24 protein-coding genes are annotated in these 22,730 nt (G+C 69.4%); 16 read left to right on the top strand and 8 right to left on the bottom strand.

The window, feature by feature from the left end; translation table 11 throughout:
• Positions 1 to 18 precede the first annotated feature (18 nt).
• Complete coding sequence (locus JUB11_RS05000; protein ID WP_207456717.1) at positions 19 to 1,212, bottom strand: MFS transporter; 1,194 nt, start codon at positions 1,210 to 1,212, stop codon at positions 19 to 21.
• A 351-nt stretch (positions 1,213 to 1,563) separates the two neighbouring features.
• On the opposite strand from JUB11_RS05000, the gene JUB11_RS04995 reads away from it, so the two are divergent.
• The gene (locus tag JUB11_RS04995; protein ID WP_207456712.1) at positions 1,564 to 2,655 is read left to right on the top strand and encodes a TRAP transporter substrate-binding protein; all 1,092 of its coding nucleotides are present in this window, start codon (positions 1,564 to 1,566) and stop codon (positions 2,653 to 2,655) included.
• Between the two features lie 62 nt (positions 2,656 to 2,717).
• Here the strand turns inward: JUB11_RS04995 and JUB11_RS04990 are convergent, their stop codons facing one another.
• The 4 genes from JUB11_RS04990 to JUB11_RS04975 all read right to left on the bottom strand — a co-directional run bounded on the left by JUB11_RS04990 (position 2,718) and on the right by JUB11_RS04975 (position 6,474).
• Positions 2,718 to 3,542, bottom strand: a complete 825-nt coding sequence (locus JUB11_RS04990; protein WP_207456699.1) for an MBL fold metallo-hydrolase — start codon at positions 3,540 to 3,542, stop codon at positions 2,718 to 2,720.
• A 484-nt stretch (positions 3,543 to 4,026) separates the two neighbouring features.
• Entirely contained in the window at positions 4,027 to 4,464 is a 438-nt protein-coding gene (locus tag JUB11_RS04985; protein WP_207456694.1) for a hypothetical protein, read from the bottom strand.
• A gap of 131 nt (positions 4,465 to 4,595) precedes the next feature.
• Positions 4,596 to 5,975: a PLP-dependent aminotransferase family protein gene (locus JUB11_RS04980; RefSeq protein ID WP_247886847.1), complete on the bottom strand. Its 1,380-nt coding sequence runs from the start codon at positions 5,973 to 5,975 to the stop codon at positions 4,596 to 4,598.
• A 97-nt stretch (positions 5,976 to 6,072) separates the two neighbouring features.
• Positions 6,073 to 6,474, bottom strand: coding sequence for a DUF983 domain-containing protein (locus JUB11_RS04975; protein WP_207456686.1), 402 nt, complete (start codon positions 6,472 to 6,474; stop codon positions 6,073 to 6,075).
• A gap of 170 nt (positions 6,475 to 6,644) precedes the next feature.
• Between JUB11_RS04975 and JUB11_RS04970 the strand changes: the two genes are divergently transcribed.
• The 4 genes from JUB11_RS04970 (at position 6,645) to JUB11_RS04955 (ending at position 9,088) form a co-directional block, all read left to right on the top strand.
• Positions 6,645 to 7,235, top strand: coding sequence for a MarR family transcriptional regulator (locus tag JUB11_RS04970; protein WP_207456682.1), 591 nt, complete (start codon positions 6,645 to 6,647; stop codon positions 7,233 to 7,235).
• Positions 7,232 to 7,867 (top strand): gamma carbonic anhydrase family protein, encoded by a 636-nt coding sequence (locus JUB11_RS04965; RefSeq protein WP_207456673.1) that lies wholly within the window; start codon positions 7,232 to 7,234, stop codon positions 7,865 to 7,867. The genes JUB11_RS04970 and JUB11_RS04965 overlap by 4 nt, the downstream gene beginning before the upstream one ends.
• On the top strand, positions 7,864 to 8,454 hold the full coding sequence (locus JUB11_RS04960; protein WP_207456668.1) for an NAD(P)H-dependent oxidoreductase: 591 nt from the start codon (positions 7,864 to 7,866) through the stop codon (positions 8,452 to 8,454). Before JUB11_RS04965 ends, JUB11_RS04960 begins: the two co-directional genes overlap by 4 nt.
• 157 nt (positions 8,455 to 8,611) lie before the next feature.
• Positions 8,612 to 9,088, top strand: coding sequence for a hypothetical protein (locus JUB11_RS04955; protein ID WP_207456665.1), 477 nt, complete (start codon positions 8,612 to 8,614; stop codon positions 9,086 to 9,088).
• 7 nt (positions 9,089 to 9,095) lie between these two features.
• On the opposite strand, the gene JUB11_RS04950 is transcribed toward JUB11_RS04955, so the two are convergent.
• Together JUB11_RS04950 and JUB11_RS04945 are read right to left on the bottom strand one after the other, a co-directional pair.
• Positions 9,096 to 10,094 (bottom strand): LLM class flavin-dependent oxidoreductase, encoded by a 999-nt coding sequence (locus JUB11_RS04950; protein WP_207456661.1) that lies wholly within the window; start codon positions 10,092 to 10,094, stop codon positions 9,096 to 9,098.
• Between the two features lie 197 nt (positions 10,095 to 10,291).
• A complete protein-coding gene (locus JUB11_RS04945; protein ID WP_207456659.1) occupies positions 10,292 to 11,725 on the bottom strand; it encodes a GH1 family beta-glucosidase in 1,434 nt (477 codons plus the stop codon).
• Between the two features lie 166 nt (positions 11,726 to 11,891).
• On the opposite strand from JUB11_RS04945, the gene JUB11_RS04940 reads away from it, so the two are divergent.
• From JUB11_RS04940 to JUB11_RS04915, 6 genes are all read left to right on the top strand, one after another.
• Positions 11,892 to 12,089: a twin transmembrane helix small protein gene (locus JUB11_RS04940; RefSeq protein ID WP_207456654.1), complete on the top strand. Its 198-nt coding sequence runs from the start codon at positions 11,892 to 11,894 to the stop codon at positions 12,087 to 12,089.
• A gap of 21 nt (positions 12,090 to 12,110) precedes the next feature.
• Positions 12,111 to 12,680, top strand: coding sequence for a cob(I)yrinic acid a,c-diamide adenosyltransferase (locus JUB11_RS04935; RefSeq protein WP_207456651.1), 570 nt, complete (start codon positions 12,111 to 12,113; stop codon positions 12,678 to 12,680).
• Positions 12,681 to 12,838: 158 nt separating this feature from the next.
• The gene (locus JUB11_RS04930) at positions 12,839 to 13,588 is read left to right on the top strand and encodes an electron transfer flavoprotein subunit beta/FixA family protein (protein WP_207456649.1); all 750 of its coding nucleotides are present in this window, start codon (positions 12,839 to 12,841) and stop codon (positions 13,586 to 13,588) included.
• 1 nt (position 13,589) lies between these two features.
• Positions 13,590 to 14,528 (top strand): FAD-binding protein, encoded by a 939-nt coding sequence (locus JUB11_RS04925; RefSeq protein WP_207456647.1) that lies wholly within the window; start codon positions 13,590 to 13,592, stop codon positions 14,526 to 14,528.
• A gap of 62 nt (positions 14,529 to 14,590) precedes the next feature.
• Positions 14,591 to 15,469 (top strand): 3-hydroxybutyryl-CoA dehydrogenase, encoded by an 879-nt coding sequence (locus JUB11_RS04920; RefSeq protein WP_207456646.1) that lies wholly within the window; start codon positions 14,591 to 14,593, stop codon positions 15,467 to 15,469.
• 175 nt (positions 15,470 to 15,644) lie between these two features.
• Entirely contained in the window at positions 15,645 to 16,190 is a 546-nt protein-coding gene (locus JUB11_RS04915; RefSeq protein ID WP_207456645.1) for a DUF4142 domain-containing protein, read from the top strand.
• A 15-nt stretch (positions 16,191 to 16,205) separates the two neighbouring features.
• Here the strand turns inward: JUB11_RS04915 and JUB11_RS04910 are convergent, their stop codons facing one another.
• Positions 16,206 to 16,787, bottom strand: a complete 582-nt coding sequence (locus JUB11_RS04910; RefSeq protein WP_348771356.1) for a TlpA disulfide reductase family protein — start codon at positions 16,785 to 16,787, stop codon at positions 16,206 to 16,208.
• 72 nt (positions 16,788 to 16,859) lie between these two features.
• Between JUB11_RS04910 and argH the strand changes: the two genes are divergently transcribed.
• From argH to JUB11_RS04885, 5 genes are all read left to right on the top strand, one after another.
• Entirely contained in the window at positions 16,860 to 18,272 is a 1,413-nt protein-coding gene (argH, locus tag JUB11_RS04905) for an argininosuccinate lyase (RefSeq protein WP_207456644.1), read from the top strand.
• Positions 18,269 to 18,442: a hypothetical protein gene (locus tag JUB11_RS04900; protein WP_207456643.1), complete on the top strand. Its 174-nt coding sequence runs from the start codon at positions 18,269 to 18,271 to the stop codon at positions 18,440 to 18,442. The genes argH and JUB11_RS04900 overlap by 4 nt, the downstream gene beginning before the upstream one ends.
• Positions 18,439 to 19,704 carry a diaminopimelate decarboxylase gene (lysA, locus tag JUB11_RS04895; RefSeq protein ID WP_207456642.1) on the top strand — a complete coding sequence of 422 codons (1,266 nt, stop codon included), beginning with the start codon at positions 18,439 to 18,441 and terminating at the stop codon, positions 19,702 to 19,704. Before JUB11_RS04900 ends, lysA begins: the two co-directional genes overlap by 4 nt.
• Positions 19,705 to 19,708: 4 nt before the next feature.
• Positions 19,709 to 20,410, top strand: a complete 702-nt coding sequence (gene pdeM / locus JUB11_RS04890; RefSeq protein ID WP_348771355.1) for a ligase-associated DNA damage response endonuclease PdeM — start codon at positions 19,709 to 19,711, stop codon at positions 20,408 to 20,410.
• A 247-nt stretch (positions 20,411 to 20,657) separates the two neighbouring features.
• Positions 20,658 to 22,670: a PhoX family phosphatase gene (locus JUB11_RS04885; protein WP_247886846.1), complete on the top strand. Its 2,013-nt coding sequence runs from the start codon at positions 20,658 to 20,660 to the stop codon at positions 22,668 to 22,670.
• Positions 22,671 to 22,730 lie beyond the last annotated feature (60 nt).

Below are 22,730 nucleotides of genomic sequence, written 5' to 3'. Positions count from 1 at the left end.
CCCAGGCATCACGGTATCTCAGGCGGCGTCCTTCAGCACCCCGCCGCCGGCCCTATGCGCCGTTGCAGCGGTCCGGCCTTCCAGATGCCGCGAGGCGAGCGTCAGCAGCAGCGCCACGAAGGCGAGACCGCCGCCGACCAGCGGGATCGACTGGTAGGACATTCCCTGCTCGATCACCACCCCGCCAATCCAGGCCCCGGCGGCGTTGCCCAGGTTGAAGGCCCCCTGGTTCAGGATGGAGGCGAGGTTCGGCGCCTCGTTCGCCTCGTTCACCACCCGGATCTGCAGGGGCGGCACGACCGCGAAGACCGCCACGCCCCAGACGAAGACCGTGACGACGGCGGGCACGAACGACTGGCTGGTGAGGGAGAAGGCCGAGACGATCAGGGTCAGCAGGGCGAAGATGGCGACCAGCGCCGGCATCAGCTTCCAGTCGGCCAGCCGCCCGCCCGCCAGGTTGCCGAGCGTGAGGCCGACGCCGAACAGCAGGAGCACGCCGGTGACGCCCTGCGGCGACACGCCGGTCACGTCGCGCAGGATCGGGGTGATGTAGGTGAAGACGCTGAACAGGCTGGCCGACGCCACGACGCTGATGGCCATGGCCAGCAGTACTTGCGGGCGGCCCAGCACGCGGCATTCCTGAAGCAGGCTGACCGGCCGCTCGGTGCGCTGGCGCGGCACCAGCAGCGCGATGGCCAGCAGCGCCGCGAGGCCGATGGCGACCACGCACCAGAAGGTCGCGCGCCAGCCCGCCACCTGCCCCAGCGCCGTGCCGAGCGGAACGCCCAGCACGTTCGCCAGGGTGAGGCCGGCGAACATCAGGGCGACGGCCTGCGCGCGGCGGTTCGGTGCGACGAGGTTGGCGGCCACGACCGAGCCGATGCCGAAGAAGGTGCCGTGGCAGAAGGCCGTGAGGACGCGCGCGCCCATCAGCAGCCAGTAGGAGGGGGCGACCGCGCAGAGCAGGTTGCCCAGAACGAACATCGCCATCAGCGTCAGCAGCGCCGCCTTGCGCGGCAGCCGCGCCGTCAGCATCGCCAGGATGGGCGCGCCGACGACGACTCCCAGCGCGTAGCCCGACACCAGCATGCCGGCGCTGGGGATGCTCACCCCGAGATCGGCCGCCACCTCGGGAAGCAGTCCCATGATGACGAATTCGGTCGTGCCGATGCCGAAGGAGGCCACGGCCAGCGCGATCAGGGGCAAAGACATTCGTCCTCCAGGAAAAAGACGCCGGAGCAATCCGCGGCTAATCACTTTGTTCGGGAAACAATCAGGCGGTCGAGCAGAAGTCATGACGGCCGGAAAGGCCTTCCATTGTCTCCGCGCGTGGGAAACACTCAATCAGGATTACTGCATCGCAGCATTGCGGGAACGAAATCGGGGCGGCGGGAACGGCGTTCCAAGGCGGGCGGAAACGCGGCCCCCGCAGGAGCCGCCACTTCGTTGCGGATCCGCATTGCGGAGGGATCGTATCTTTCGTATTGGCACCAGCCGGTGTTCCGGATATGACGATGCCCAAGACGTGACCTGTCAACGAACCTGAACGAAGTGGCCGCTGCAATGAAAAGGCGTGCGTTCCTCACCTCCGCCGGTGCCGGCCTTGCCGCCACCACCGTCGCCGCTCCCGCCATCGCGCAGAGCCAGCCCGAGATCAAGTGGCGGCTCGCGTCGAGCTACCCCAAGAGCCTCGACACCATCTATGGCGGCGTCGAGCTGATCGCCCAGCGCGTCGCCGCGGCGACCGACGGCAAGTTCCAGATCCGCACCTTCGCGGCGGGCGAGATCGTGCCGGCGCTCCAGGTGCTGGACGCGGTGCAGAACGGCACGGTGGAGTGCGGCCAGTCCACGGCCTATTTCTACATCGGCAAGGACCCGACCTTCTGCTTCGACACGGCGATGCCCTTCGGCCTCAACACCCGCCAGCACATCGCCTGGATGATGCACGGCGGCGGGCTGGAGCTGATGCGCGAGGTCTTCCGCGGCTACAACATCCACCACATCCCCGCCGGCAACACCACGGCCCAGATGGGCGGCTGGTTCCGCAAGGAGATCAAGTCCGTCGAGGACCTGAGCGGCATCAAGATGCGCATCGGCGGGCTGGCCGGCCAGATCATGTCCAAGCTGGGCGTGGTGCCGCAACAGCTCGGCGGCGGCGACATCTACCCGGCGCTGGAGCGCGGCACCATCGACGCGACCGAGTTCGTCGGCCCGCACGACGACGAGAAGCTCGGCTTCCACAAGGTCGCGAAATACTACTATTCGCCTGGCTGGTGGGAGGGCACCGGCCAGATCCCGCTGATGATCAACATCGGCGCCTGGGAGCAGCTGCCCAAATCCTACCAGGTCATCCTGGAGCAGGCCTGCTGGGAGGCGAACAGCTGGATGATCGCCAAGTACGACACGCTGAACGCGGCGGCGCTCAAGCGGCTGGTCGCCGGCGGCGCGCAGCTCCGCACCTTCCCGCGCGACGTGATGCAGGAATGCGAGCGGCTGTCCTTCGCGCTTTACGACGAGCTGGCGGCCACCAACCCGCGCTTCAAGAAGGTCTACGAGCAGTGGAAGGCCTTCCGCGAGCAGGAGATCCTGTGGTTCCGCTTCGCCGAGAACGCCTTCGACAGCTACATCTACTCGCAGTCCGCCCGCAGGGGCTGACCGGCTGACCGGACGGAAGGGCGGCGGCGCCTGCGGGCTCCACCGCCCTTCTCCGTTTTGGTTCAGGCCAGAGTGATGGTCGTTCCCTCGCGGCAGGCGAAGGCGTCCGGCCAGGCGGCCTGCGCCGCCCGCTCGATGCCCTCCATGACCGTGTCATCATGGTCGGGCTCGTGGTGGAACAGCCCCAGCCGCTTGGCCCCGGCCGCCCGGCACAGCCGCGCGCCCTCTTCCCAGGTGGAATGGCCCCAGCCGACGCGGCCCGCCCATTCTTCCTCCGTGTAGGTCGAATCGTAGATGACGAGGTCGGCGCCGTCGATCAGGTCCAGGACGTTGCGGTCGGGCTGCCCCGGCACATGCTCGGTGTCGGTGACGTAGGCGAGCGACTGGCCGGCATGTTCGATCCTGTAGCCCGTGGAGCCGTCCGGGTGGTTGAGCGGCGCGGTGCGCACGCGGATCCCATCCTCCAGGGAGAAGCTTCCCCCAGTGGGCATTTCGATGAAGCCCATGCCGGCACCCATGTCGCACAGGGGAACCGGGAAGAAGGGCCGGTCCATCTGGCGCGTCAGCACGGTTTCCACGGTCGGCTGGCCGTCGAAATGGCAGGACATCACGCGCAGGTTGAAGTCCCTGATGTAGGCCGGCGTGAAGAAGGGAAAGCCGCTGATGTGGTCGAGGTGCGTGTGGCTCAGCAGCAGCGTCGCCCGCGTCACGCCGTCGCGCAGCAGCTTCTGGCCGAGCGGGCGGATTCCCGTGCCCGCGTCGAGAATGATGCACTGGCCGCCGGCGCGCACCTCGACGCAGGCGGTGTTGCCCCCATAGCCCATGTGCGACCGCATCGGGCAGGGAACGGTTCCGCGCACGCCCCAGAAGGTGACCGAAAATCCCATGCGCCCCTTCCCGCCGCGCCGACTGGCCTCCGGTCATCGTAGCACGAACGCCGGTGCGCAAAAGGGCGATCTGAACGGGATTACCCGGTGGCTGCTGCGGCCGGACAGATCGAAGGAGGATGTCCTGGACGCCGGCTCCGCGCTCCGAATCGGTTCAGCCCGCGGTGGGAAAAGACCAGAACAGCGACAGCGGAAGCGCGATCTTGCCAGGCCCGAAGCACCCGCCCGTTAAAATGGCGCAGGAAAATGGATACCGGTTGATTCTTCAGTATCTTATTCCTCTCAGAGTAGCGGGATTCCGGGTTTTACTCCATCAGAAGCCCGGGGGAAAATTGCATTAGCCATGTGGTGAAGACTCCATCAGGGAGGTGGGGACATCTCCATCAAGCTGAAACGACAGACTTTTTTGCAGCTTGGGCCTCATGCGCAGCCTGGCGAGAGTCGCGAGCCGGGAGGGCGGAACAGCGCCCGCCTGCCCGGCCAACTATGAACCGGGCAGACCGTAGCGCAGGGCGAGGAGGACTCCGGCCAGCGCGCCGATCAGGACCACCGCGAGGTAGAATCGAAGGGGCAGCGGCACCCTGTCGCCCGGCTTCCGGCCGGTGCGGCGGGCGGGGCCGGACCGGCGCGTTGCACCGACCGGCTTGGCCGGCTTGGCCGGCTTTCCGCGCGGGCCGCCCTTGGCGTTCGGGTCGTGCAGTTCGACGAGGGTCCAGTCGAACTCCATGCCGTCGAGGGCGGTTCCACCCCTGTGGTTCAGCTCGATCAGGCGGAAATAGGCGCGTGGGTTGACCTTCACCATCAGCGCGAAACGGGCGCGGGCATGGTCCAGTTCCTCCCCCACCTCCAGCGTCTTCCAACCCTTGCCGCGCGCCTTCTGTATGGCGAACCGGGTGGGATGGGGCTTCGGGCTGGGGGGCATTGGACGGGGACGTGGGAGTTGATGGACGGAGGAGTGATGGGCGCGGGAATGGTCGGCGCAGCCTCGCCCAGCCCGGCGCCGCTGTCAAACGCGCCGCTGTCAAACGAACCGTCGCCTTGTATCACGGTATCTCAGACCACCTCGGCGACGGTCTGCGCTTCCTCCAGCGTGGCGGCGATCCGCTCCAGCGCTCCCGCCAGTGTCCTGCGGTCCGGGGCCGCGCCGAGCGAGACGCGCAAGGCCTCACCTTGTGACGCCTCCACGGCGAAGGCCGATCCGGGGACCACGGCGAGGCCGGAGCGCCGGACCCGCTCGGCGAAGGCGGCGGCGCTCCAGGCCGGCGGCAGCCGCAGCCAGACATGGTGACCGTCCGCGTGCGACGCCGCCAGCAGGGCGGGAAGGACCGCCCGCGCCATGCGCTGGCGCTCGCGGCTCTCCTCCCGGACGGCGTCCAGCATCGCGCGGGCCGTGCCGTCCTCGATCCAGCGGGTCGCCACGGCGGTCGACAGCGGCGGCGCCATCTGGCTCGTCGCCCGCAGCGCGGCCTGGAGCCGCCCGGCGCCGCGTTCGTCGGGTGCGGCCACATAGGCGATGCGCAGGGCCGGAAACAGGCATTTGGACAGGGTGGAGACGTGCCAAGCCAGTTCCGGCGCGAGGCTGGCGAGCGGCGGGAGCGGCGTTCCGGGCAGCAGCCCGTAGGCGTCGTCCTCGATGACCGGCAGGCCATGGCGCCGCACGGCGGCCGCGATCTCCGCGCGCCGGGTGGCGGACATGGTGGCCGTGGTCGGGTTCTGGATCGTCGGGATGCAGTAGAGGGCCTTCGGACGCAGGCGGGCGCAGGCCTCCTCCAGGGCGTCCGGCAGCAGCCCCTCCCCATCCATCGGCAGCCCCGCGAGCCGGATGCCCGCATGATGCGCGGCGGCCCGCATGCCTGGATAGGTGAACTCCTCGGCCAGCACGGTGTCGCCGGAACCGGCCAGGGTGGTGAGCAGCGCCATCAGCGCCGCCTGGGCGCCGCAGGCCACCAGCACCCGTTCCGGCGGAAGGCCAGGAAGCAGCGGGGAGAGCCACGCGGCCCCGGCGGCGCGCTCCGCCCGGCTGCCGCCGCTCGGCTGGTAGCTGAGAAGCCGGGACGCCCCCGCGCGGCGCAGGACGGCCGCCGTCGCCTGCGCCAGCCGCGCCTGCACCTCCGCCCCCTCGGGCTGCGGCGGCATGTTCATGGACAGGTCCACCTCGACCTGGACCGGCCCACCGGCCCGCGGCGAGGCGCAGACGAAGGTGCCGCGCCCGACCGCCGCGTCGATCAGCCCGCGCCGCCGCGCCTCGGCGTAGGCCCGCGTGACCGTGGTCAGGTCCACGCCCAAGGCCGCCGCCAGCGCCCGATGGGTCGGCAACCGCTGCCCGGCCCTCAGCAGGCCGCCCGCGACGTCGGCCTCAAGCGCTCCGACCACCGCGAGGTAGATCGGCCTGGACGAGGCCGCGAGATCGGGGACCCATTCCGGGGACGGCATGTCCCTCTCCATGGACTTCACTCCAAGCCCCAGACACGAGACGCATTGTATGGATTGCGGGTCGCCCGGCGCAAGGAAAGCCGGCCGGCCGCGCCGCTCAGCCGCCGGTGGGATGGTCCTCCGGGCGGGCGAGGCGCCCCTCCTCGGCCTTGTTGATGTACTGGGCGCAGACCAGCCAGCCCTTGAGGGGCCGCAGAAGGCCGCAGCAGGAACCCATCAGCAGGATCATGCTGATCGTCATGTTGAGCCACAGGGGCATGTTCAGCCCCAGTTCGAACCAGGCGGCCAGCCCGACCAGCGGAAAGCTCACGATGGACATCGCGAAGAAGGCGGGACCATCCGCCGGATCGGCGAAGGAGAAGTCCAGCCCGCACACCTCGCATTTCGCCGCGAGCTTCAGGAAGCCGTCGAAGATGTGCCCCTTGTGGCAGCGCGGGCAGCGCCCCCGCATGCCCAGCCCGAGCGGAGTTTCGGCGAAGGGCTTGCTTTCCGTCGTCATGCCGGCTTCCTTTGTATGGATCGTGTTCCGTCACTAATGTATGGATTATACAGCGCGCCTGTACGCGCGCAATCGGAATGGCTGCCCTGCGGCCGATCCTTTTCCGTTCTTTCGTGAACAGCCCCGCGCGGGTCCCGTCCCTTCCGGCGGTGCTTGCCCGGCGGTTCGCCATGATGTATGCACTCTGCATGCATGATGAACGGCTTCTGGCGAACAAGGTCGGCGCGCTCTGGGCCACGCTCTCGGGCGCGGTCGAGGATGCCTTCGCCCCCCTGTCGAACAGCTCCGCCGCGGCATTGCTGACGCTGCTCCATTGGGGGCCGACGGCGGCAACCGCGCTCGGCGCGGTCATCGGCCTGTCCCAGCCGGCCACGGCGCGGCTGCTCGAAAAGCTCGCCGCCGACGGCCATGTGGAGCGCCGACCGCGCCCGCGGGGCGGCAAGGAGGTCCCCTTCGCCCTGACCGAATCGGGCCGGGAACGGGCCGAGGCGCTGCAGCAGGGCCGCCTCGATGCCTGCCTGCGGCTGCTCGCCCCGCTTGATCCCGGCCAGCGGGCGCTGCTCGACGGGCTGCTCACGGCGATGCTCGCCGCCCCCGTCGCGGACCAGACCCCCGTCCGCGCCTATGCGCGCCATGTCTGCCGCTTCTGCGACCACGGCGTCTGCGACGGCCCGCTCTGCCCCATCGGCTCCGCCGCCAGGGAGGCGGAGCGCACCACTCCTCCCTGTTCCCCGCCAACCGGAAAAGGACGCCGCCCATGACCGCCTTCGCCCATGAGGGACGCAGTCCGCGCATCGACCCCACGGCGCGGATCGCGCCGAACGCCACGATCTGCGGCGACGTCGCCATCGGCCCGAACTGTTCAATCGGTTTCGGCGCGGTCATCGTGGCGGAAAGCGGCCCGGTGAGCATCGGCGAGAACTGCGTCGTCATGGACACGGCGGTGATCCGGGGCGTGCGCGGCAATCCGGTCCGGATCGGTTCCAACGTGATGGTCGGCCCGCGCGCCTGCCTCGTCGGCTGCACGGTCGAGGAGGAGGCCTTCCTGGCGACGGGGGCTACGGTCTTCAACAGCGCGCGGATCGGCCGGCGGGCGGAGGTCCGCATCAACGGCATCGTCCATCTGCGGACGGTCCTTCCCGAAGGGGCCGTGGTGCCGCTGAACTGGATCGCGGTGGGCGACCCGGCGCGCATCCTGCCCCCGGACCGCCACGAGGAGATCTGGGCGATCCAGAAGGAGCTGGATTTCCCGGGCTACGTGTTCGGGGTGGAGCGCCCGGCCGAGGGCGGAAGCATCATGCCGGCGGTCATGCCGCGCTACGCGCGGGCGCTGGCCCGCCGCCATGCCGGGGACCACGCGGTGGAAGCCGCCAACCTGGGACGGATCGCATGAAGGTTCAGACCATCCTCGCCCACCCGCTGCCCGACAGCTTCGCCGCCGCCGTGCAGCGCCGGGCGGCGGAACGGCTGCGCGATGCGGGGCACGAGGTCATCGAAACGGACCTCTACGCCGAGGGCTTCCAGCCGGCCCTGACCCCGGCGGAGCGCGCCTCCTACTTCGAGCCGGGCTACGACGCCTCCGCCGTGCGGCCGCTGGTGGAGCGGCTGACCGAATCGGAGGCGCTGGTCTTCTGCTTCCCGCACTGGTGGTTCGACACGCCGGCGATCCTCAAGGGCTATTTCGACCGGGTCTGGGTGCCGGGCGTCACCTTCCGTCACGATCTCGCGGGCGGGCGCATCGTGCCGCTGCTGGACAGGCTGCGCTCGGTCACGGTGCTGACCAGCTTTGGCTCCCCCTGGTGGGTGGTGGAGCTGTACATGCGCAACCCCGCGCGGCGCATCCTGAAGAACGGCGTGCTGACGGCCTGCGCGCCGAAGGCGAGGTTCCGTTACCTGGCCTTGCACGACATGGACCGCGCAACCGCCGCTGACCGCGCCCGCCATCTGGCACGGGTGGACCGGATGATGGATCGGCTGTAAAGACCACCCCCCGCCACAACCAATCATTGGTCACAACAATGTTACGGCCGGACGGTCTAGAACTTACCTCAGGGAGGCCCTGCGACGGGCCGGCCCCAAAGCACCTGCCGCCAAGCCCATACGCCAAAGCCCCTGACCGTCACTCCCGGTGTCACACATGTCCGCGCTGACCGCGCTGCAACCCGGCGCTCAGGATGTTCTGCGAGAGCATCCCATGCTCGACCAGGCCTACCAGTTCTGGAAGGCCAGGTCGGGCGAACGGGCCATGCCGCACGAAACCGACCTCGATGCCGTGGCGCTCCCGCTGGAGCTGATGCCCTGGAGCATCCTGACCGAGGTTCTGGAGACCGAGCGGGACTTCCGCTACGCGCTGCTGGGATCGGCCATCATCCAGATGGCCCGCCGCGACTTCACCGGCTGCCGCTTCTCCGAACTCGACCACATCCGGCCGGGCAGCCAACTCTGGACGCAGCGGGCGACGGTGGCCAATCTGGGGCAGCCGATGCTGGTCTCGCCGCCCTACACGGGGCCGCTGGGAGATGTCCGGCGGGTGTACGACCTCCACCTGCCGCTGTCCGCGGACAACGGCAGGGTGGGCATGATCTGGACCGTGGTCGCCTTCGAGCGGATCTGAATCCGCTTCAGGCGCCCAGGGACTTGCGGACCTCCGCGACGATCTCGAAGGAGCGCAGCCGCGCCGCGTGGTCATAGAGCGGAGCGACCACCATCAGCTCGTCGGCGCGGGTGGTCTCGATCAGACGCTCCAGCCCCTCGCGCACCGTCTGCGGGGAACCGACGACCGAGCAGGACAGCATCTGCTCGACCCGGATCTTCTCGATGGGCGACCAGTAATCCTCGATGTTGTCGATGGGCGGCTTCAGCTTGCCGCGCGCGTTGCGGTGCAGGTCGGTGAAGGCCTGCTGCTGCGAGGTGAAGAGCCGGCGCGCCTCTTCGTCCGTCTCGGCGGCGATGACGTTCACCCCGACCATGGCGTGCGGCGTCTCCCGCTGCTCCGACGGGGTGAAGCGCTCCCGGTAGACGCGCAGCGCCTGCATCAGCGCATCCGGCGCGAAGTGGGAGGCAAAGCCGTAGGGCAGCCCCAGCGCCGCGGCGAGCTGCGCGCCGAACAGGCTCGACCCCAGGATCCACAGCGGCACCTTCAGCCCGGCACCGGGCACCGCCTGCACGACCTGCCCCGGCTCCACCGGCCCCAGCAGCGCCTGAAGCTCCACCACGTCCTGCGGGAAATGGTCGGCGTTGCTGGTCAGGTCGCGGCGCAGGGCCTGGGCGGTGCGCATGTCCGTGCCCGGCGCGCGGCCGAGCCCGAGGTCGATGCGGCCGGGAAACAGCGACTCCAGCGTCCCGAACTGCTCCGCGATCACCAGCGGCGAATGGTTGGGCAGCATCACGCCGCCGGAGCCGACGCGCAGCGTCTTCGTGTTGACGGCGACATGCCCGATCAGCACGGCGGTCGCCGAACTGCCGATGCCCACCATGTTGTGATGCTCGGCCAGCCAGAAACGCTCGTAGCCCCAACCTTCCACATGCTGCGCCAGGTCGACCATGTTGCGGTAGGCGTCGGACGCCGTGGCGCCCTGGACGATGGGAACGAGATCGAGGACGGAGAAGGGGATCGTCATGCTGATTCCATGGAAAAGGGTCCGCCATGGGAATGGCCGCCGCCCCGCTTCGGGCCATGGGAGGATCGGCGATCTCTGGAACCGGCGATCCGCCCGCACGTCCGGAAGCGGGAAGTTGACCTTGCGATGTTGGGGCGTGCGCCGCCGAATGCCACGGGCCGCCCCGGCACCCCTGCCATGCGTCGCGCGGGTTCAGGTCAGACGACGATCCCGTTGCGGCGGATGAGGTCGGCGTACCAGTGATAGCTGGCCTTGGGCGTGCGCTTCATGGTCTTGCGGTCCACCTGGACCAGCCCGAAGTGGCGGGTGTAGCCCTCCGCCCACTCGAAGCCGTCGAGCAGGGTCCGCACGAAATAGCCGCGCAGGTTGGCGCCATCATCGATGGCCTTGTGCGCCCACAGCAGATGGCCGCGCAGGTAAGCGATGCGATCCTGGTCCTCCACCCGACCGTTCGGCCCGGGCGGGTCGGGAAAGGCGCCACCGTTCCCCGTCACATAGACCGGCGGATTGCCGTAACGCTCTTTCAGGTCGATCAGCATCTCGCCGATCCCGTCCGGCTCGACCGGCCAGCCCATGGCGGTGACCCGCGTCCCCTCCGGCGCCGGGCCGTAGCCGGTGCCGACCAGCCCGGTGGGGTCGGGCTGCTGGTGCATGCGGTTGTAGTAGTTGAGGCCCAGGAAATCCACGGGCTGGCGGATCGTCTCCAGGTCGCCGGCCCTGGTCAGGGGGGCGAAGTCCGCCGCCAGCAGGTCGGGATATTCCCCGAGCAGCAGCGGGTCCAGGCAGGCGCGGTTCCAGGCGGCGTGCCACGTCTCCGCCGCCATGTGGTTGGAATCCAGCCCGCCGACCGGCCAGACCGGCTGGAGCGAGAGGATGGTGCCGAGCTGCCGGCGGGTCCCGCCCGCCGCCCGCAGGGCCAGCAGCGCCTGCCCCTGGGCGAGGTTCTGGTGATGGATCGCAGCGGCGTAGTTCGCGCGGCCGGTCAGGCCCGGCGCGTGCCGGCCCAGCCCATGGCCGAGGATCGCGGCGACCGACGGCTCGTTCAGCATCGCCCAATGGCGCGCCCGGTCGCCGATCCGCCTCGACACGGCGAGGGCGTAGTCGGCGAACCAGCCGGCGATGTCGCGGTTCAGCCAGCCTCCACGATCCTGCAAGGCCTGCGGCAGGTCCCAATGATAGAGGCAGGGCCAGGGATCGATGCCCTGGCCGAGCAGCGAATCGACCAGCCGGTCATAGAAATCCAGCCCAGCCGGGTTCACCGCTCCGGTGCCCAGCGGCAGCACGCGCGGCCAGGCGACCGAGAAGCGGTAGGCCCGCATGCCCGCGGCCTTCATCAGCGCCACGTCCTCGGCGTAGCGGTGGTAATGGTCGCAGGCGATGTCGCCGGTGGCGCCCTCCGCGGTCCGGCCGGGCCTGTGGCTGAAGACATCCCAGATGCTGGGTCCCCGGCCGTCGGCCGTCACGGCCCCCTCGATCTGGTAGGCGGCGGTGGAGCAGCCCCAGAGAAAGCCGTCCGGGAAGGCGGCGGTCTCGCCGGGTGCCGGCTGGGCGGCGGCACCGCGCAGCCCCGCGCCCGTCCCGGCCCCGGCCGCCATCACGGCCGCCGCCTTCAGGAAGCTCCGCCGCTCCATGCCTCTCTCCCGTCCTGCCCCCGTGCGGACCTTTTCCCCGCCCAGGGGCGCTTGGCGGCGCCGGGCGGGTCCGTCCCTTGACGTCTATCTATAGTGTTCCCCTGTTTTCGCAACAGTCCCGGTCGGCGGGATAGGCGGGAGCGGAGCAGCGCGCTATATAGCGTGCATGAACGATCTCTTCTCGATCCTCCTCGGCCTGGCGATGCTCGCGGTTGTGGCGTCGCTCTTCATCGGGCTGTTCTTCATGGTGCGGGGCGGCCAGTCCGATCCGCGCAAATCCAACATCGCGATGCGCTTCCGCGTGATCCTGCAGGGGGTGGCCCTCCTGCTGTTCCTGCTGGCGCTGCTGAGCCGGGCGGGCTGACATGGCGGGGAGGCGAGCGCCATGGTCAAGCTGACGCGCATCTACACCCGCGGTGGCGACAAGGGAGAGACGTCGCTCGGCGACGGCACGCGCGTGCCCAAGCACGATCTGCGCGTCGAGGCCTACGGCACGGTGGACGAGGCGAACGCCGTCATCGGCATCGCGCGGCTGCATGGCGCCGACCGCCCCGACCTCGATGCTATGCTGGCGCGCATCCAGAACGACCTGTTCGATCTGGGCGCCGATCTCTGCACGCCCGAAAGCCCCGACCCGAAATACCCGCCGCTCCGCATCGTCGAGGCGCAGGTGGACCGGCTGGAGCGCGAGATCGACGCGCTGAACGCGGAGCTTTCCCCGCTGACCTCCTTCGTGCTGCCGGGCGGCACGCCATTGGCGGCTCAGCTTCATCTGGCACGCACCGTGGTGCGCCGGGCCGAGCGGCTGATGACGGCGCTGGCGGGGGTGGAGCCCGTGGGGGCGGCGGCGCTGAAATACGTGAACCGGCTGTCCGACCATCTCTTCGTGCTGAGCCGCCACGCCAACGGCCGGGGGGCCGGCGACGTGCTGTGGGTGCCCGGCGCGAACCGGTGAGGCAGGGCCGCCCTATTATCCTTTGGAATCGGGCGGATACTGGGCGCTTGACCAAAAGTTGACAGCCCATGGGTCTGAACCTATGGTCCGCAGACTGTCACAGCACCCCATTTCGGTGACGCCGCGCGGCGCATCAAACATTCAGCATAGGGTGGGAGATGAAGGTCCTGGTCCCCGTCAAGCGGGTGGTCGATTACAACGTCAAGATCCGCGTGAAGGCGGACGGCTCGGGCGTTGAGACGGCCAACGTGAAGATGTCGATGAACCCCTTCGACGAGATCGCCGTCGAAGAGGCGGTCCGCCTGAAGGAAGCCGGCACGGCGTCGGAGGTGATCGCCGTCTCCGTGGGTCCGCAGGCCAGCCAGGAAACGCTGCGCACCGCGCTCGCCATGGGCGCCGACCGCGCCATCCTGGTGCAGACCGACGTGGAAACCCAGCCGCTCGCCGTCGCCAAGGTCCTGAAGGCCCTGGTCGAGAAGGAAGGCCCCACCCTGGTTGTGCTCGGCAAGCAGGCCATCGACGACGACTGCAACCAGACCGGCCAGATGCTGGCCGCCCTGCTGGGCTGGCCGCAGGGCACCTTCGCCTCGAAGGTCCAGGCCGGTGACGGCAAGGTCACCGTGACGCGCGAGATCGACGGCGGGCTGGAGACGGTCGAGCTGACGCTCCCGGCCGTGGTCACCGCCGACCTGCGCCTGAACGAGCCGCGCTACGCCAGCCTTCCCAACATCATGAAGGCCAAGAAGAAGCCGCTGGACACCACCACCCCCGCCGACCTCGGCGTGGACGTGACGCCGCGCCTGACCACGGTGAAGGTGACCGAGCCAGCCAAGCGTAGCGCCGGCGTGAAGGTCGCCGACGTGGCGGCGCTGGTGGACAAGCTCAAGAACGAAGCGCGGGTGCTCTGACATGCCGATCCTGGTCATTGCCGATCACGACAACGCCGCCCTCAAGCCGGCCACGCTGAACGCCGTGGCTGCGGCGGCCAAGCTCGGTTCCGACATCCACCTGCTGGTCGCCGGCAAGGGTGCTCAGGGCGTTGCCGATGCCGCGGCCAAGGTGGCGGGCGTCACCAAGGTCCTGCACGCCGACGACGACGCCTACGAGCATGGCCTGCCGGAGGCTCTGGCCCCGCTGGTGGTGGAACTGGCCAAGGGCTACAGCCATGTGCTGGCCCCGGCCACCTCGGCCGGCAAGAACCTGATGCCGCGCGCGGCCGCGCTCCTGGACGTGGCGGCCCTCTCCGACATCACGGGCGTGGTGGACGCGGACACTTTCGAGCGGCCGATCTACGCCGGCAACGCGATCGCGACCGTGAAGTCGTCGGACGCGCTGAAGGTGATCACCGTCCGCACGACGGCCTTCGACGCCGTCGCGGCCGAGGGCGGCTCGGCCTCGGTCGAGGCGGTCAGCGGCAGCGAGAAAGGCAACGGCAAGTCCGCCTTCCTCAGCCAGGAGCTGACGAAGTCGGAGCGTCCGGAACTGACCCAGGCGCGCGTGGTCGTGTCGGGCGGCCGCGGCATGCAGTCGGGCGAGAACTTCAAGCTGCTGGAGGCCCTGGCCGACAAGCTGGGTGCCGCCGTCGGCGCCAGCCGCGCCGCCGTGGACGCCGGCTTCGTGCCGAACGATTACCAGGTCGGCCAGACCGGCAAGATCGTCGCCCCGGAGCTGTACATCGCGGTCGGCATCTCGGGCGCCATCCAGCACCTCGCCGGCATGAAGGACAGCAAGGTCATCGTGGCGATCAACAAGGACGAGGAGGCGCCGATCTTCCAGGTCGCCGACTACGGGCTCGTCGGCGATCTCTTCAAGGCCGTCCCGGAACTGACGGACGCGCTCGCGAAGTAAGCGCGTGCGTTCCAAGCATCTGTTATCCTCGATCTTGTGCCTAGCTTCTGCGGGAAAGCCACATGTCCACGATTAAGACCATTGGCGTTATTGGTGCCGGCCAGATGGGCAGTGGCATCGCGCATGTCTGCGCGGCGTCCGGTTACGATGTGATCCTCTGCGACATCGACGACGACATCCTCCAGAAGGCGCAGGCGGCCATCGCCCGCAACATGGAGCGGCTGGTCGGCAAGGGCAAGATGGAGGCGGCCGACAAGGACGCCGCGCTGACCCGCATCAAGACCAGCACGGACATGGCGGCCTTCGGCAACTCCGACCTGGTGGTCGAGGCGGCGACCGAGAACGAGGTCCTGAAGCGCGACATCTTCAAGAAGCTGGTCCCGCACCTGAAGCCGGAAGCGCTGATCGCGACGAACACCTCGTCCATCTCGATCACGCGTCTCGCGGCGTCGACCGACCGGCCGGCCAAGTTCATCGGCATGCATTTCATGAACCCGGTGCCGCTGATGCAGCTGGTCGAGCTGATCCGGGGCATCGCCACGGACGAGCCGACCTTCACGGCCGTCCGGGAACTGACGGTGCAGCTCGGCAAGACGGCGGCGGTGGCGGAGGATTTCCCGGCCTTCATCGTCAACCGCATCCTGCTGCCGATGATCAACGAGGCGGTCTACACCCTGTACGAGGGCGTGGGCAGCGTCGACGCCATCGACACGGCCATGAAGCTCGGCGCCAACCACCCGATGGGCCCGCTGGAACTGGCCGACTTCATCGGCCTGGACACCTGCCTCGCGGTCATGCAGGTGCTCTACGAGGGGCTGGCCGACAGCAAGTACCGCCCGTGCCCGCTGCTGGTGAAGTATGTCGAGGCCGGCTGGATCGGGCGCAAGGTCGGGCGCGGCTTCTACGACTATTCCAAGACCCCGCCGGTTCCGACCCGGTAAGGTTCTCCGGTTTTCCGGAAATCCTCCGAAAAGGCCCGCGCCGCACCCCGGTGCGGGCCTTTTCGCATGGAAAAGCGGCAACTCCGGCCCAGTCTCCCCGGAACCGCCGCGCCGCCCGCCTGTTCGTCTGCGAAAGTCCCGCTCCTCCGATGGAGGTCAACAGGGGGGAACGACGATGCGGCCTGTCCTGCTCCTCGCGACGGCGCTGGTTCTGGCGGCCGGCGGCCTCACCGGCCCCGCGCCGCTGTCGGCGCAGCCGCAGCCCCAGATTTCGCGGCAGGAACGCAACTTCATCGCCGAGGCGCTGGCCGGCAGCATGGCCGAACGCATCATGGGCAAACAGGCGCAGGACCGGGCCGCCACGCCCGCCGTGCGGCGCTATGCCCAGCGGCTGGTTGACGCCAACGGCCTCATCAGCGACCGGCTGATCGGGCTGGCACAGCGCCACGGCGTGCCCATCCCCAGCGCGCCGGACGCCGGCAGCCGGTCCCACATGGCCAGCCTGAACGACACGTCCAGGGACAGCTTCGACCGCCGCTACATGGCCGCGTCCGAGGAGATGAAGGCCCGCGCCATCAAGCTCTACAGCGCCCAGGCCGACCGCGACGGCGAAGCCGCCGACTTCGCCCGCGACACCCTGCCCGCCCTGCGCTCCCAGCTCGACGCGGCGGGCCAAGTCCTGCGCGAACTGGCGCGGCAGGGCGCGAGCGAGGAGCCGTAGGCCCCCGCTTGCAATCTACCCCATGCGCTTGCGCAGGAACTCCACGACCTCCGGGCTGTCCCATTCGACGGCCCCCTCGATGCGGCCGAGTTCCCGGCCCTGAGCGTCGATCAGCAGGGTGGTCGGCAGGCCGCGCAGGGTGAGGGCGCGCATGGAGGCGCTGGGCGTGTCGTAGTAACGCTTCAGGTTGTTGATGCCGGTCTTCTCGTAGAAGGGATCGACCTGCTCCTTGCCGCCGCGGTCGAGCGAGAGGGCGACCACCTCGAAGCCCGGCCCGCCGAGCTGCGCCTGGAGCCGGTCGAGCGCCGGCATCTCCTTCACGCAAGGGGCGCACCAGGTCGCCCACAGGTTCAGCAGCACCACGCGCCCCTTGAAGGCGCCGAGGTCCGTGGCGTTGCCCTGCCCGTCGGTGAAGGCGAGATCCGCCACGGGGGACGGCGTCTCCGCCGCCTTGAACTTGTCGAGGCCGACCATGCTGGCGGTCCCGCCGTCGGCGGGGCCGGGAATTGGGCCGGTGGAGGGGTTCGACAGGGTGATCACCTGCCGCTCCGGTTCGGGCGCCAGCAGGAACCACGCGGCCGCGGCCCCGAGTCCCACACAAACCGTTGCGGTGGCCGCCAAAGTCCGCATACTCACCGTCACCTCTCCCCTACCCAAGTTTCACGGTCCATGAGCGCCGATCAGCCCAAGCCGCCCGCCCCCGCCGCCAGCCAGATGTGGGGCGGCCGTTTCGCCCGCGGCCCCGCCGCCGTCATGGAGAAGATCAACGCCTCCATCAGCTTCGACAAGCGCCTCGCCGACCAGGACATCGCCGGCTCCAAGGCTCACGCCGCCATGCTGGCAAAGCAGGGCATCATCACCCAGGCCGACGCCGACGCCATCCGTAACGGGCTGGACCGGGTGAAGCAAGAGATCGACTCCGGCGGCTTCACCTTCAAGGTCGAGCTTGAGGATATCCACATGAACGTGGAGGCCCGGCTTGCCGAGCTGATCGGCGAGCCGGCCAAGCGGCTTCACACCGGGCGCTCGCGCAATGACCAGGTGGCAACCGACTTCAAGCTGTGGGTGCGCGACGCGCTGGACCGGCTCGACGCCGGCCTCCAGGCGCTCCAGGCGGCGCTGATCGACCTCGCCGACAAAAACACCGACACGGTGATGCCGGGCTTCACCCATCTCCAGGCGGCCCAGCCCATCAGCTTCGGCCATCACCTGCTAGCCTATGTGGAGATGTTCGGGCGCGACCGCGGCCGCATGCGCGACGCCCGCGCGCGGCTGAACGAAAGCCCGCTGGGCTCGGCGGCGCTGGCCGGCACGCCCTACCCGATCGACCGCTTCGCCACGGCCGAGGCGCTGGGCTTCGACCGCCCCGCCGCCAACTCCTTGGACGCCGTGTCGGACCGCGACTTCGCGCTGGAGTATCTGGCCGCCGGCTCGATCTGCGCCATGCACCTCTCCCGCTTCGCGGAGGAGATCGTGCTGTGGTGCTCCGCGCAGTTCCGCTTCATCCGGCTGACGGACGCCTACACCACCGGCTCCTCCATCATGCCGCAGAAGAAGAACCCCGACGCGGCGGAGCTGGTGCGCGCCAAGGCCGGCCGGGTCATCGGCAGCCTGACCGGCCTGCTGATCGCCATGAAGGGCCTGCCGCTGGCCTATTCCAAGGACATGCAGGAGGACAAGGAGCCGGTCTTCGAGGCCGACGACACGCTGGCGCTCTGCATCGCCGCCATGGAAGGCATGGTCCGCGACATGGAGCCCAACATCCCGGCCATGCGCGAGGCGGCGGACCGCGGCTTCCTCAACGCCACCGACCTCGCCGACTGGCTGGTGCGCGAGCTGGACATGCCCTTCCGCGAGGCGCACCACGTCACCGGCCGCGCCGTGAAGGCGGCGGAGGACCGGCGCGTCGGGCTGACCGACCTGACGCTGGCCGAACTTCAGGCCATCGAGCCGCGCATCACCGAGGCCGTCTACCCGGCGCTGAGCATCGAGGCCTCGCTGGACAGCCGGCGCAGCTTCGGCGGCGCCTCCCCCGTCCGTGTGCGCGAGGCGGTGAAGGCCGCCCGGGAGCGTTTCCTGTGAAGACCCCGACCCGCTGCCTCCTGCTGGCCGCCGCCCTGCTGACGATTGCCGGCTGCGGCAAGAAGCCGAGCGATCTTCCGCCCCTGCCCGGCACCGTCCAGAACATCTATCCCAACCCCGCCCTCGACACGAGGCCGGGCCAGCAAGCCCCCGGGGTTCCGTTTCCATGAGCGTTTTCGCCTACCGTGACGGCGTCCTCCACGCCGAATCCGTGTCGCTCGCCGACATCGCCCGTTCCGTCGGCACGCCCTTCTACTGCTACTCCACGGCGGCGCTGGAAGCGCATTACCGCGCCTACGCCAACGCCTTCGAGGGCCAGAATGTCGGCGTCTGCTACGCGCTGAAGGCCAACTCCAACCTCGCCGTGGTGCGCACGCTGGCGGCACTCGGCGCCGGCGCCGACGTGGTGTCGGGCGGCGAGATGCGCCGCGCGCTGGCCGCCGGCGTCCCCGCCTCCAAGATCGTCTTCTCCGGCGTCGGAAAGACGCGCGCGGAGCTGCGCGACGCGCTGCTCGCGGGCATCCACCAGATCAACGTGGAATCGATTCCGGAGCTGGAGGCGCTGAGCGAGGTGGCCACCGGGCTGGGCGTGACGGCGGAGATCGCCTTCCGCGTCAACCCGGACGTGGACGCCAAGACCCACGCCAAGATCGCGACGGGCAAGAAAGAGAACAAGTTCGGCATCGACTACGACCACGCGCGGGAAGTCTACGCGCGGGCGGCCAAGCTGCCGGGCATAGCACCCGTGGCGATCGCCGTGCATATCGGGTCGCAGTTGACCGACCTCGCCCCCTTCCGCGCCGCCTACGAGCGGGTGGCGGCTCTGCTCCACACCCTGCGCGAGGACGGGCACGACATCCGCCGGCTCGACCTCGGCGGCGGGCTCGGCATCACCTACAAGGACGAGCAGCCGCCGGAGCTGACCGACTACGCCGCCATGGTCGGCTCGATCACCGGCAATCTCGGCTGCGCGATCACGGTGGAGCCCGGCCGCTCGCTGGTCGGCAACGCCGGCGTGCTGGTCAGCGAGGTCATCTTCGTGAAGCAGGGGCTGCACCGCCGCTTCCTGATCGTTGACGCGGCGATGAACGACCTGATCCGCCCGTCCCTCTACGACGCCTATCACGGCATCGTGCCGGTGGAGGAGGCCAAGGCAGCCGCCGCGCCGGAGCCCTACGACGTGGTCGGCCCGGTCTGCGAGAGCGGCGACACCTTCGCCGTGCAGCGGCCCCTGCCGCCGCTGGCGCCCGGCGACCTCGTGGCCGTGCAGTCGGCCGGCGCCTATGGCGCGGTGATGTCGTCGAGCTACAACACGCGTCCGCTGATCCCCGAGGTGCTGGTCAAGGGCGGCGCGTTCGCCGTGATCCGCCCGCGCCCCAGCCTCGAGGAGATGCTGGCGGCCGAGCGCATGCCGGATTGGCTGGCCGGCTGAGCCGGTGGCGGCATCGCCCACCGCCCCGGCCGGAGCGCCGCTGACCCTGGCGGGAGCCCGGCTGGTCGCCGACCCATCGGGCGCCGTGCTCTGGCCGGAACGGGACCTGCTGGCCGTCGCCGACCTGCATCTCGAAAAGGGCTCCGCCTTCGCCGCGCGCGGGCGCATGCTGCCGCCCTACGACACGCGCGCGACGCTCGACCGCCTGTCGGAGCTGCTGGGCCGGGTGAAGCCCGCCCAGGTGCTGTGCCTGGGCGACAGCTTCCACGACCGGCACGCCGCCGGCCGCATGGAACCGTCGGACGTGGCGCGGCTGAAGGCGCTGACCGAATCCGCGGACTGGGTCTGGATCACCGGCAATCACGACCCGGAGCCGCCGGACGGCTTCGGCGGCCGGATCGCGGCGGAGGTCGTCCTGGACGGCCTGACCTTCCGACACGAGGCGGTGCCCGGCGCCGTGGGTGAGCTGTCCGGCCATCTCCACCCCGCCGCCCTGGTCGGGCTGCCCGGCCGGCGGGTGCGCGAGCGCTGCTTCGCCTTCGATGGCGGCAAGCTGATCCTGCCGGCCTTCGGCGCCTATGCGGGCGGGCTCAACGTGCTCGACCCCGCCATCTCCGGCCTGCTGCGCCCGCGCTTCGACGCCTACCTGACGGCGCGCGGGCGGGTGCACCGTTTCCCGCGCGACAGGCTGTCGGCGGACGGCTGATACCGGGTTCGGAAAATTCCGACCTCCGAACCCGGTATGGGGCCGCGGCTGCGGCCCCGCGCCCCGCCCCCCGCGCCACGGGGCGCGGAAGTCCTGACCACAGGTCAGGACTTCATGAAAATCGTATGAGAGTGACGCTTGGCCGCTGTCCAGGAATTCACCACGCCGTCACGGCGTTGCAAAGTTACCGTCACACAGCGCCGATATGGTGCCGCCAACACGAGGTTAATCAAGGCGAGGCACCCCCATGGACAGTCGCGACGAGGCCCCGAAGGGCACGAAGTACATGACCTTCGAGACGGTCGAGGATGTCGGCCGCAACCCGACCGACAACCCGACCATGGGCGACATCATCAACGAGCGGCTGGCCCGCCGTGACGTGATGCGCGGCATGCTCGCCGTGTCGGCCATGGGCGCGCTGCTCGGCAGCACGGGCGTGCTGACCGCCCGCCGCGCCGAGGCGGCCGCCGGCAAGGCCTCCTTCAGCTTCCCCGAGGTCGAGCACGGCGTGGACGAGCGCCACCATGTCGCCCAGGGCTATGACGCCGACGTGCTGATCCGCTGGGGCGACCCCGTCCTGCCGGGCGCTCCGAAGTTCGACCCGATGAACCAGAGCGCCGAGGCCCAGGCCAAGCAGTTCGGCTACAACAACGACTATGTCGGCTACATCCCGCTGCCGCTCGGCTCGAACACGCCGGACCATGGCCTGCTCGTCGTGAACCATGAGTACACCGACGAGGAGGTCATGTTCCCCGGCGTCGGCAAGGAGCAGCAGAAGGCCAAGTTCGACAAGATCACCAAGACCCATGTGGAGATCGAGATCGCGGCGCACGGCGGCTCGGTCATCGAGATCCGCAAGGTCAACGGCAAGTGGACCTACGACGCGAACTCCAAGTACAACCGCCGCATCACCGGCGAGACGGAGTTCGCCATCCATGGCCCGGCCGCCGGCCACGCCCTGATGAAGACGAATTACGATCCGTCGGGCACCAAGGTGCGCGGCATGCTGAACAACTGCGCCGGCGGCGTCACCCCCTGGGGCACCTGGCTGTCCTGCGAGGAGAACGTCAACGGCTACTTCTGGGGCCCGGAAGAGAACACCCACCCGAACGCCAAGCTGATGAAGCGCTACGGCATCCCGGGCGGCTGGTACAACTGGGGCGTTCATTTCGAGCGCTTCGACGTCACCAAGGAGCCGAACGAGTCCAACCGCTTCGGCTGGGTGGTCGAGATCGACCCGACCGACCCGACCTCCACGCCGAAGAAGCGCACGGCACTCGGCCGCATGAAGCACGAGGCCTGCAACCTGGCGATCATGGAGGACAACACCGTGGTCGCCTACATGGGCGACGACGAGCGGTTCGAATATGTCTACAAGTTCGTGGCCGCGAAGAAGTACGACCCGTCCAACCGCGCCGCCAACATGGACCTGCTGGACGAGGGCACGCTGTATGTGGCGAAGTTCGCCGCCGATGGCACCGTCACCTGGCTGCCGCTGGTCCAGGGCCAGAACGGCCTGACCGCCGAGGCCGGCTTCCCCGACCAGGCCACCGTGCTGATCAACGCCCGCGGCGCCGCCGACATCCTGGGCGCCACCAAGATGGACCGTCCGGAGGACGTCGAGGTCAACCACCAGACCCACCGCGTCTATGTGGCCCTCACCAACAACTCGCGCCGCAAGGCCGAGCAGAAGGACGAGGCCAACCCGCGCGCCGAGAACCAGTGGGGCCAGATCGTCGAGATCATCCCCGCCGACGGCAAGAACCACGCCGCCGCCACCGCGACCTGGAAGATGCTGGTGCGCGCCGGCAACCCGTCGGACCAGGCGGTCGGCGCCGCCTTCCACCCGGCGACCTCGGAGAACGGCTGGTTCTCCTGCCCGGACAACCTCGCCACGGACAGCCGCGGCCGTCTGTGGGTCACCACCGACCAGGGCGAGGCCTGGTCCAAGGTCTCCGGCTCCGCCGACGGGCTGTGGGCGGTCGAAACGGAAGGCGAGATGCGCGGCTATTCCCGCATGTTCTACCGCAACCCGGTGGGCGCCGAACTCTGTGGCCCCTGCTTCGCCCCGGACGACCGCTCGCTGTTCCTCGCGGTCCAGCACCCGGCCACCGACGGCGTGGACCTGTGGAAGCCCTTCGGCCGCCTGTCCAGCTTCGAGGACCCGGCGACCCGCTGGCCCGACTTCCAGCCCAACATGCCGCCGCGCCCGTCCATCCTCGCGATCACCAAGCAGGACGGCGGCGTGATCGGTCTCTGACCCCGCGGCCCGAAGGGCCGCTCAGGGACCCTGGCCGGAAGGCCTTATGAAACGAAAACT

It is taken from the genome of Azospirillum sp. SYSU D00513 (assembly GCF_017356015.1).
GTDB lineage: Bacteria > Pseudomonadota > Alphaproteobacteria > Azospirillales > Azospirillaceae > Azospirillum.
The sequence above is the reverse complement of the archived record's forward strand: the minus strand, read 5'-3'. Positions and strand labels throughout refer to the sequence as shown.